Source organism: Ochrobactrum sp. BTU2 (assembly GCF_024539785.1).
Lineage (GTDB): Bacteria > Pseudomonadota > Alphaproteobacteria > Rhizobiales > Rhizobiaceae > Brucella > Brucella anthropi.
In genome coordinates, this window is the sequence record NZ_JAHWRG010000041.1 from 1 (window position 1) to 9,556 (window position 9,556).

A 9,556-nucleotide genomic window follows, 5' to 3' on the forward strand; every position below is an offset into this window, starting at 1 on the left:
GAGATAAGGAAATGAAAAAGCAGATCAAAGACTTGACCCGCCGTGCTCTGCATAATGCCGACGCGGCATATTATGTCCTTGATTACCTTTCCCATTCCTTCCCGGTGCAGCTCTACGAGCCCTTCACGGATTCGGAAGGCAACATGTCGTCACGGCCGGTCTATCGGGACGGCCAGCCGGTCGAGAGCCGCGAGGCGGTCGCCCGCCGCGATGCCCTGATCGAGAACCTCGCCAGCCTGCCGCCGGTTCCCGGCGCCCTCGACCAACTTGTCCAGCATTTCGGGACTGACATGGTTGCCGAGGTGACGGGCCGCTCTCGCCGCATCGTCCGGAAACGCAGCTCCGGTGATATCGACCGTCTCGTGGTTGAGAGCCGTGCGGCTTCCGCCAACCTCTCCGAGACGCAAGCCTTTATGGACGATGATAAGCGCGTACTCGTCTTCTCCGACGCCGGCGGCACGGGCAGGTCCTATCACGCCGAGCTTTCGGCGAAGAACACGCGGCTGCGCGTCCACTACCTGCTCGAACCCGGCTGGAAGGCGGACAAGGCGATCCAGGGGCTCGGCCGTACTCACCGCACCAACCAGGCACAGCCGCCGCTCTTCCGGCCGATCGCCACCAACGTCAAGGCCGAGAAGCGCTTCCGCTCGACCATTGCTCGCCGTCTCGACACGCTGGGCGCGATCACCCGCGGCCAGCGCCAGACCGGCGGCCAGGGCCTGTTCCGCCCCGAGGACAATCTGGAGAGCGTCTATGCCCGCGATGCGCTGCGCCAGCTCTATCTCCTGCTGGTCCGTGGCAAGGTCGAAGGATGCAGCCTCGACCGTTTCGAAGACGCCACCGGCCTGAAGCTGATGGACTCGACGGGTATAAAGGACGATCTTCCGCCCATCACCACCTTCCTCAATCGTCTGCTGGCGCTGACGATCGAGCTTCAGGGCATCCTCTTCGCCGCCTTCGAGCAGCTTCTCACGGCTAAGATCGAAGGGGCGATCGCCAGCGGCACCTATGATGTCGGGCTGGAGACGCTGACGGCCGAGAGCTTCGTCGTCATCGACCGCAAGACCATCTATGTCCATCCGGGCACCGGCGCCGAAACTCGCCTGGTGACCATCACCGAGCGCAAGCGCAACCGGCCGGTCACGCTGGCCGAAGCCCTCGGCCATCTGGACGATCCGCGCGCCAGACTGCTGATCAACGAACGGTCGGGCCGCGCCGCCGTGCAGATCCCAACCACGAGCGTCATGCTCGACGATGGCGAGATCGAACGGCGTGTCCGCCTGATCCTGCCGATGGAAGGGCATAACATCCCGGTGAAGCTGATGGCCGAGACCTATTGGCTCGAAGCCGACCATGATGCCTTTGCCGCGGCCTGGAACGCCGAGCTGGCCGAGGTGCCGGAGTTCACCGACGGCACCATCCATGTCGTCGCCGGCCTGTTGCTACCGATCTGGAAGCGGCTGCCACAGGAATCCACCCGCGTCTATCGTCTTCAGACCGACGAAGGTGAGCGCATCATCGGTCGCCGTGTCTCGCCGGCCTGGGCCGCAACAGCGACCACGACCGGCACGACGTCGCTAACGCCCGACGAAGCCTTCACGGCGCTGATGGACGCACGCACCATCCTCGATCTCGCCGAGGGTCTCCAGCTTCGCCGTGTCCGTGTCATGGGCGCCAACCGCATCGAGCTTTCCGGCTTCGACGACACCATGCGCGAGCGCCTGACGGCCTACGGCTTGTTCCACGAGATTATCTCGTGGAAGCTCAGGATGTTCGTGCCTGTCGATGCCAACGGGCCGGTCGTTCTCGCCAAGCTCCTCGACCGCTGGCCGGTCGAGCGCATCGGCGAGCGGGAGGCTGCGTGATGGCCCGTCACGGTGCTTCCGATCTGGCAATCCGTCTCGGCAGGCAGGCCGAGGCGGTCTGCCGCGAATATCTGTCCTCCGGCCGTCGCTCCGGCAATTACTGGCTGGTCGGGGACGTCCAGAACAGCCCCGGCCGCTCCCTCTATGTCCGTCTGAAGGACACAGCCAAAGGCCCGGCCGGCAAATGGACCGACGGCGCGACGGGCGAGCATGGCGATCTCCTCGACGTCATCCGCGAGGCGCTCGGCCTCATCGACTTCAAGGACGTAGCCGAGGAAGCGCGCCGGTTCCTCTCGCTGCCCCATCCCGAACCTTCGAGGCCGAGAACGCCGACCGGAATGACTTCAAACATTGTCATCGGTTCGCCTGAAGCGTCCCGGCGGCTCTTCGCCATGTCGCAGCCGATCGGCGGCACCCTTGCGGAAATCTACCTCAGAAGCAGGGCGATCACGTCGCTCGTCGGTGGCTCCGCGCTGCGCTACCATTCGCGGTGCTATTACAGGCCCGATGAGCATTCGCCCACGGAGATCTGGCCGGCGATTGTCGCGTCCGTGACCGATCTCGACGGCAAGCAGACCGGCGCTCACCGCACCTGGCTTTCCCCGGACGGTTCGGGCAAGGCGCCTGTCGAGACACCGAGGCGGGCGATGGGTGACCTTCTCGGGCACGGCGTCCGCTTCGGCGTTGCCGGTGAGGTGCTCGCGGCCGGCGAGGGCATCGAAACCGTGCTGTCGCCCCGTCAGGTCTTGCCCCACATGCCGATGCTGGCGGCGCTTTCGGCGGCACATCTCGCTGCCATCCTGTTCCCGGCGACACTGCGCAGGCTCTATGTCCTCAGAGATCGCGATCCGGCAGGCGATAGCGCGAGAGACAGCCTGATCGACAGAGCAGCGAGCGTCGGCATCCAGGCGATCCCGGTGTCGCCGGTCGGCGAGGACTTCAACGACGATCTGCGCTGGCGCGGCGTCGACGCCCTTCGGGCGGCTCTGAAGGACCAGCTTCATCCCGAAGACGTTAGCCGATTCATGGAGGGATGAGGACATCGGCGGGGGATGAGGTGCGGAAGGGCATCTCCACCTGCCGCCTCCATTCATCATCGGAAGCATCCTTCTCGTGTCGGAGAGAGCGGCGCCCACGGCCTTCTGAGAGGACGATCGGCTCACAAGCTGGCCGGCCAAGCAATGGCCGTGTCCCGGCTATTTTCCGCCGGCGGCGATGCCGCCTTTGCAGCGCGAAACAAAATAGCCGGAACCCGGCCATCAAGGCCCTCGCGGGAGTGCGAGGGCTGCCAGTCCGTCCTGCCCGTGAGCTTCGACGCCTGCGAAGGCCGCGATGGGCGCGGTCTCCAGACAAAGGACGCTCCCGATGACGAACGAAGACGATGATGCAGGTTTCGAGCCGGTCCACGCCTCATCTCCCACCGATCATGTCCTCACGGAACTCCAGCTCTACGGCTGGCGTCCGTTTCAGGACGAACCCGATCCTCGACCGCTGCCGGAGGGCAATACCGTCGCCGCCGCGGTCGCAGACATCTTCGACGCCCTCATCGCCACACTCGGCGACACTCGCCTCGAACCCGATCTCGAAGAGCTGCTCTGGGGAACCGTCAATCTCTTCCATCGCGCCGCCAGCCGGGTCGAACGCGAGCTTGACGACAACGAGCAGGCACAGCGCCGCCTTCAGAGAGAACAGGATGGCAGCGAGGTGAAGTCGGTCGAACTCGAACGCCTGACGGCGGAGGGGCAGACCATGATCGAGCGGCGCAACAGCATGGAACTCTTCCGTGAAGTCGCCACAGAAGCCTTCGAGCACCACACCGGCAGCGCTTGGCGGCCGCGCAACGGCTCGAAAATCAGCCACCGCAACTTGACCGCCGCGATGATCGACAGCCGCGACTTCCTTGCTGCGAAGCGCCAAGCGGAGAAAGAGGTGCTGCTGCCCGCCGGACCGAAGGTTGCCGTCTCCGGCGGCACGAACTTCAACGACCATCACCTGATCTGGGCGAAGCTCGATCAGGTCCATGCAAAGCATGCTGATATGGTGCTCATCCACGGCGGCGCCAAGACAGGCGCCGAAAAGATCGCTTCCGACTGGGCAGGCATCCGCAAGGTGACGCAGATCGCCTTCGAACCGGACTTCAAGAAGTATTCGTCGAAACAGGCGCCCTTCAAGCGCAACGATACCATGCTCGAAGTCATTCCGGTCGGCGTTCTCATCTTCGGCGGTGGCGGCATCCAGGGCAATCTCGAGGACAAGGCCCGCAATCTCGGCATTCCCGTCATGAAGTTCGACGGCGGCGCGTAAAGCGCCGCCGCTCGGCGGCTGTTTCAACCGCCAATACTTGACGAAATCCCATTGATCTGGCTCAAATGGAGCATCCTTGCAGCAACGGTGAACTGGCATAGTCGCAGGCGGAGCGTATCTCCTGGCAGCCTGACGTGATCCTCAACCGTTCATCTGGAGGCTGTCATGACCCTGATCCTGCTCGTCATCTCCCTGACGATCGCCATGTGCGTGATCGCCTATAACTTCGCCATCTATGCCTTGCCCTTCATGGTCGGGCTTTCCGCCTTCCAATATGTTCATGGAATGGAGGCCGGTTTCCTGATGTCGGGGCTTGCTGCCATTGGCGCGGCGCTGCTTTCCGTGGCGCTGGTCATCGCCGTTGTGGGCTTTGCGAAGAACCCGGCCTTGCGGCTGATCGCGCTTGCTGTCTTCGCGATCCCCGCGACCATCGCCGGCTACGCGCTCGTCCACGGGGTCACGAAGAACTTCATCGATTCCACGGTTGCGCTGAACCTGCTCGGCGGAGCCGGTGGCCTGTTCATTGGCGTTGCGGCGCTGCTCAATCTCAACGCCCTCGGTACGGCGATCCTCTCGCGCTGAAGCGGGCGCGACCTGCTGCTTCCATGGAAAAAACCTGCGGCTTGCGCCGCCGTTTCTTTGTCACCCGCCCAGATGAGAGATGGCAGATCAGCGCGGTGTTCGTCATCCTCATTCGCGGCCTGCTTCGCCCGGCAGGGGAAGGCAGTCACCGAACGACAATCCCGCGCGATGTTACGGTCAGCACCTTCCGCATCGGTCCGGTATCCGTATAGCGGGGGCAACCGCGAACACCTTCATGTTTCCGTCTCTCAATACTACTGGATCGTTCCTTCAGCCGGCGAGCCGGGAACGGCGCCATGTGCCTGAAACCCGATAGCCGTTAAGGCTACGTCCGGACTGCCGGCCTTCCGGCTGGCGGCATGAGGTCACGGGTGAAGAGGCTCTTGCAGGCGCACCGATCTGATAAGGGTTTCAGCACGGAGCCTGGCACCACGCTGTTACCGGCAAGGACGATTGTTTGCGCCGCATATCTCCGTTTGTGCTCTCAAAGGCACCAATCCCTCCGACTGACTGATCCCCTAAGACCGTTCGGTTTCTGACCGCAACCCGCGCGGCTCCGGACCGAGTTGGCGCAAGCGCCTGCCCGCCCCACTCCGGGCCTTACGGGTCAGGCTGCCGCTTGAAAGCGCCAGTGCAAGCATCTCCCGACGGCCTTGGCCGGGTCTCGTCGGAGGGATGGTCCCTCCGAGGCGCAACGGAGATACGAAAATGACAAACATCGCCATTCTTGCCGGCAACATCGGCCAGGACCCCGAAACCCGCACTACCCAGGGCGGCACCGGCATCACCCACTTCACGCTCGCAACCTCGCGCCCACGCTATTCGGAAGGCCGGGTTGTCCGAGACGAGAACGGCTACCGGGTCCAGGATACCGAATGGCATCGCGTCATCGCCTTCAACGGCGTTGGCAAGACGGTCCAGGAGCATTGCAGTAAGGGCATGAAGGTACTGGTGGAGGGCCGCATCCATTACACGAAATGGACCGACCAGCAGGGCAATGACCGCTACGGCACCGAGATCATCGCCGAGTCGGTCACGTTCCTGACGCGAGCGAAGCAGACCGAGAACGGTGAAGGACAGCGCGATTTCGACGATGACATCCCGTTCTGAGCGGGGTGCCAAAGGCCCGGCGGCGCAAGCCGCCGGGTTTTCCCATGTTCGCGGCAGAACACCACCGCTTCCGCGCCAAATAATGCCGCCTCTGCTCGGGGAAGCTGAGCGCAGACGCCGCGAAGAGAGGGGTGCCTATGCTCCCTCCGCTTGTCGGTGATCGTGACCTCGGACTGTATGGATAGGCCCTCCAGCCGGATCTACCGGCCGGATCTCCTCATGAGAAGGGGGAAAGCCGCCCCTCTCATGACTCTCCCCGAAAGGGGCAGGGCGAGCCCCGCCCCCTTGAACCCCCACCCATGAAGGGGGTGGTCCACCCCCTCCAAACCTCCCCAGCCCATACGGACGCGGCGCCTGGTCGGCGCCGCGGGGCTTCTCTATCTGACTTCCGATTGTCGCATTCGCCCCTGCGGCGTAAAGGACTTCGTGGTCCCCTCAAAATGCTAACGCATTTCGGCTCCCCCACTCGCCGGCTCCGCCGGTCGCGTTGCGATCCTTGACCCCTTGGGTCGCCAATGCAGACACCTTTGCGTCAGATAACGCAAAGGAGGCTTCCATGTCTGAATTAAATTTTCTCAAGATGTATGCCGATGCTGCCGCGCTTCGGATCGACGTTCTGGTCAATCGTCTCGATTGCAACACGGCTCTCGAACGGGCGCTGCATGACTACCTCGAAAATTTCCTCGCACAATTCATCACCTACACCCGCGAGGCTTTGGCAGCGGAACGCCGCTTCATCCTCAATACCGATCCGGCCAAGGTCGCGGAACTGGACGAGGATTTCGGCAATCATCGCGAAAACTATGAATATTACTGGCGCGAGCCGAAAGGCTCGGACCTTTGGGATCATGTTCCCTGCGAGATGAAGGAGTTTCGCCTTCTGCTTGGTAGGATCGAAAGAAAGCTCGGCATTCCTATCGATGCCATCGGCTTGGAACTACCGCAGCAGGAATACCCTACATCGGCTCCGTCGTCCGTTGAACACGATCCTGACGACATTGACGAGGAATGCTACGAAGACCTGCATGGTTACGATGAAGGCGAGGAATTTTCCGCAATCTATGTCTTCGTCAACGGTGACGACTGCGACAGCAAGCCGTGAGACGCAGACCAGAGGCGGCATTCGCCGCCTCTGGTCTTTGCCTCTGCGGGAGCGCTGACAGCCGGATCGACCGGCCGCCAGCACTGACGAAAGGGGGGCTGCGCCGACCCCTCTCGTCGCTCACCCCATGAGGGAAAGGCAAGCCCCTCCCTCAAACTCCCTCCCATGGGAAGGAGAGACGGTTCCCTCCTTCTCCTTCCCAAACCCATCCTCTTCTCCCGGCCAGGTCTGACTCGAACGCTGACTACGCTATGGATCGTGCCGTATTCCTGCTTCGCGGCCTGATCCACGGATGGCAAAGGAACTCGCCATCTTATCCTGCCCAGATCCGACAGTGCTGGCGGCGGCCGTCGAAATGACGAACGACACCGGAACGGGGCCAACAAACCAAGGCACAGCGAAAGGCATCGGCAAATCATTTTCCGACTACGGCGGCAAAGACCACCCCGCTCTTTGAGACGCAACCTTGGTTTCAATCCCGGCCTTCCGCGATCAACCCATGAAGGGTCGGACTATGCGAAGCATGCCGCCGCGCGAGGCTTCGCCTCGGCGGTGATCGCGGCCGGGACCAAAACACATCGGGCGCCTGTCGAGCGGGGAATGGTCTCCGCCTCCAAACAGGAGCCGGAAAATGTCCCTTGCAGATGCCCACGCCTTCGCCTTCAGCCTCGCCGCCACCCTGATGGTCACTATCGTCGTCTTCCGCGCCGGCGACGGTACGCTCAGCGTGATGCCCGCCGCCGAATACGACGGAGAAGACGATACCGTCATCAACGAGATAGACCCGTTCGCTTGAGCCGGGCGGCGTTGGCCACCGCCTGCGGGCGGTGGCCCCGCATGGGCCACCAGGCCGGCGTTTACCGAAACCGAATCAGTTCGTGGCCGTTCGCCGGATTCGCTGAGTCAAATAGGGTTTTTCTGGATTTTCACGGCAAGAGCGACTAAAATAGCCGTAGTTTTGGAATGTGCGTAGGTCCATGTGGGAGGTGATCATGCATGATCACCGCCCGACAATCTCGGGCCGCGCGCGCGTTGCTTGGTTGGACGCAGGAGACGCTCGCCGACAAGGCCCGTGTATCATTGACCGCCCTCAAACGCCTCGAATCCGAAAGCGGCTTCGAGGTATACGAGACCACACGCGATCAGGTTCGTCGGTCTTTCGAAGACAACGGCATCGTCTTCCTCAATTCCGATCGTGGTGTGGGAGTTATGCTTGTTCGCGAAATTCTCTAATCCTGTCCCGACTGTAGGGAGGCGTCGTATTCGCGGCTTCCACCTCTGTTTTGCCATCACAAATCCGTTAACAAGCACCAATACATTGGATAGGGTTCAGTAGTGGGGATCGTGTGATCAAAAACTTGCTCATGGACCATCCGCCGGCTGACGCGGAGCTCACCGCCTACGACCGGGCGCATCTAAAGCTGTATCTGCGTCTTCTCGATGCGGAGGCCGATGGCGCGGATTGGCAGGAGGTTGCCGAGTTGGTCTTGCGCCTTGATCCCAGGAAAGACGCAGAACGCGCCCATCGAATCTACGCCTCGCATCTGGCTCGGGCGAAGTGGATGGCCGAGCAGGGCTATTCCAGCCTGATGCGCGCCGCCCTTCACTGACCTTCGATCCAGGTGGTGCAGAACCCGCATCACGTTACGCCACCTTCGTTGTTCCCAAAACCAAAGCAACTTGAGATCGTAGCCCTTGCATTGCCCACAGTCGTAAAGCGTATGTGGAGGTCAGGGGATGCCTGAACAACATGACTGGCGGTCCGACGCCGACTATGACTTTATTGATCGATTGACGACGTCCGAGCTTGCTTGGGAATTCCTTCGGCGAAACTTGGATTACCGGAAAGCCTACGAGAGCCTCGCTGCGCGCGGGCAACTTGATAGCGATCAGGCTCGTGCCGTCGCCGAACAATGGGGGTTGTGCTTTCGCCGCCGATCCCCGGCACACAGCACTCGATCATCCTATCTTCTGGACCCCGAATGCCGACCCTGGGGCAATTCTACTCCACAGGATGTCCCTCGCTTCAGGCGATTCCGCCGCTGCTGAGGATTTCATCCGCGCGCACTCCTTTGACCGAATCGATGCTCTCCATCTGCGGATCGACGTTGCCGGTGAACGCCTCGAAGTCACCCGTATCGATGCCCCATCCGGCGGCATCCTTGTCGCTGTTCTGATCCTCGATGCCGCCGCGTTGGATCGGCTTCATGCGCTGAGCCGCTTTTGCGCGATGCTGTTTCGCCGTCGTGTCCCCACAGACATGCGGCTGACGTCGCAGCGCCGGCGGCGTATCCGCCAGATGCTGCGCGCATTCGACGCGCGCCTGGACGGGGCGACTTACCGCGAAATCGCGATCGCCATCTATGGTGATGCGCGTATCGCCGCCGAACCATGGAAAACATCTTCTCTGCGCGATGCCGTCATAGGGCTCGTCGAAGGTAGTTTCGCCATGACCAGCGGCGGTTATCTCCAATTGCTGCGTCACCGTCATCGATCCTAACTGTTTTTGGTGAGCCGGGGGTGGGGATTTTCGTCCCCCTTTGTTTCCCATCCCCCCAAAAGGTTTCCCTCCGCCACCGTGGTCGCCGTCCGC

12 protein-coding genes are annotated in these 9,556 nt (G+C 62.1%); all 12 read left to right on the top strand.

Going from position 1 to position 9,556, the window contains the following annotated elements; translation table 11 throughout:
* On the top strand, window positions 1–1,865 hold a 1,865-nt coding region (locus tag KWJ32_RS27220; RefSeq protein ID WP_256886583.1), incomplete at its 5' end, for a strawberry notch C-terminal domain-containing protein.
* A complete protein-coding gene (locus KWJ32_RS27225; protein WP_097143171.1) occupies window positions 1,865–2,902 on the top strand; it encodes a toprim domain-containing protein in 1,038 nt (345 codons plus the stop codon). The genes KWJ32_RS27220 and KWJ32_RS27225, both read left to right, overlap by 1 nt.
* 328 nt (window positions 2,903–3,230) lie before the next feature.
* Window positions 3,231–4,169 carry a DUF2493 domain-containing protein gene (locus KWJ32_RS27230; protein WP_097143185.1) on the top strand — a complete coding sequence of 313 codons (939 nt, stop codon included), beginning with the start codon at window positions 3,231–3,233 and terminating at the stop codon, window positions 4,167–4,169.
* Window positions 4,170–4,334: 165 nt separating this feature from the next.
* A complete protein-coding gene (locus KWJ32_RS27235; protein ID WP_097143170.1) occupies window positions 4,335–4,751 on the top strand; it encodes a hypothetical protein in 417 nt (138 codons plus the stop codon).
* Window positions 4,752–4,774: 23 nt separating this feature from the next.
* Entirely contained in the window at window positions 4,775–4,963 is a 189-nt protein-coding gene (locus KWJ32_RS27240; RefSeq protein WP_097143169.1) for a hypothetical protein, read from the top strand.
* A 496-nt stretch (window positions 4,964–5,459) separates the two neighbouring features.
* The gene (locus tag KWJ32_RS27245; protein WP_097143168.1) at window positions 5,460–5,861 is read left to right on the top strand and encodes a single-stranded DNA-binding protein; all 402 of its coding nucleotides are present in this window, start codon (window positions 5,460–5,462) and stop codon (window positions 5,859–5,861) included.
* A 556-nt stretch (window positions 5,862–6,417) separates the two neighbouring features.
* The gene (locus KWJ32_RS27250) at window positions 6,418–6,963 is read left to right on the top strand and encodes a hypothetical protein (protein ID WP_141402144.1); all 546 of its coding nucleotides are present in this window, start codon (window positions 6,418–6,420) and stop codon (window positions 6,961–6,963) included.
* Between the two features lie 292 nt (window positions 6,964–7,255).
* Window positions 7,256–7,420 carry a hypothetical protein gene (locus KWJ32_RS27255; protein WP_164056812.1) on the top strand — a complete coding sequence of 55 codons (165 nt, stop codon included), beginning with the start codon at window positions 7,256–7,258 and terminating at the stop codon, window positions 7,418–7,420.
* Between the two features lie 174 nt (window positions 7,421–7,594).
* A complete protein-coding gene (locus KWJ32_RS27260) occupies window positions 7,595–7,759 on the top strand; it encodes a hypothetical protein (protein WP_165910062.1) in 165 nt (54 codons plus the stop codon).
* A 200-nt stretch (window positions 7,760–7,959) separates the two neighbouring features.
* Window positions 7,960–8,196, top strand: a complete 237-nt coding sequence (locus KWJ32_RS27265; RefSeq protein ID WP_097143166.1) for a helix-turn-helix transcriptional regulator — start codon at window positions 7,960–7,962, stop codon at window positions 8,194–8,196.
* A gap of 131 nt (window positions 8,197–8,327) precedes the next feature.
* Entirely contained in the window at window positions 8,328–8,573 is a 246-nt protein-coding gene (locus KWJ32_RS27270; protein WP_097143165.1) for a DUF2285 domain-containing protein, read from the top strand.
* 620 nt (window positions 8,574–9,193) lie between these two features.
* Window positions 9,194–9,463 carry a DUF2285 domain-containing protein gene (locus KWJ32_RS27275; RefSeq protein ID WP_235824448.1) on the top strand — a complete coding sequence of 90 codons (270 nt, stop codon included), beginning with the start codon at window positions 9,194–9,196 and terminating at the stop codon, window positions 9,461–9,463.
* The last annotated feature ends 93 nt before the right edge of the window (window positions 9,464–9,556 follow it).

Coding starts and splice junctions, on each gene's coding strand:
- KWJ32_RS27245 (WP_097143168.1), top strand. CDS start 5,460: ATGACAAACATCGCCATTCTTGCCGGCAACATCGGCCAGGACCCCGAA.
- KWJ32_RS27275 (WP_235824448.1), top strand. CDS start 9,194: ATGCTGTTTCGCCGTCGTGTCCCCACAGACATGCGGCTGACGTCGCAG.
- KWJ32_RS27225 (WP_097143171.1), top strand. CDS start 1,865: ATGGCCCGTCACGGTGCTTCCGATCTGGCAATCCGTCTCGGCAGGCAG.
- KWJ32_RS27230 (WP_097143185.1), top strand. CDS start 3,231: ATGACGAACGAAGACGATGATGCAGGTTTCGAGCCGGTCCACGCCTCA.
- KWJ32_RS27260 (WP_165910062.1), top strand. CDS start 7,595: ATGTCCCTTGCAGATGCCCACGCCTTCGCCTTCAGCCTCGCCGCCACC.
- KWJ32_RS27255 (WP_164056812.1), top strand. CDS start 7,256: ATGGCAAAGGAACTCGCCATCTTATCCTGCCCAGATCCGACAGTGCTG.
- KWJ32_RS27235 (WP_097143170.1), top strand. CDS start 4,335: ATGACCCTGATCCTGCTCGTCATCTCCCTGACGATCGCCATGTGCGTG.
- KWJ32_RS27240 (WP_097143169.1), top strand. CDS start 4,775: ATGGAAAAAACCTGCGGCTTGCGCCGCCGTTTCTTTGTCACCCGCCCA.
- KWJ32_RS27270 (WP_097143165.1), top strand. CDS start 8,328: ATGGACCATCCGCCGGCTGACGCGGAGCTCACCGCCTACGACCGGGCG.
- KWJ32_RS27250 (WP_141402144.1), top strand. CDS start 6,418: ATGTCTGAATTAAATTTTCTCAAGATGTATGCCGATGCTGCCGCGCTT.
- KWJ32_RS27265 (WP_097143166.1), top strand. CDS start 7,960: ATGATCACCGCCCGACAATCTCGGGCCGCGCGCGCGTTGCTTGGTTGG.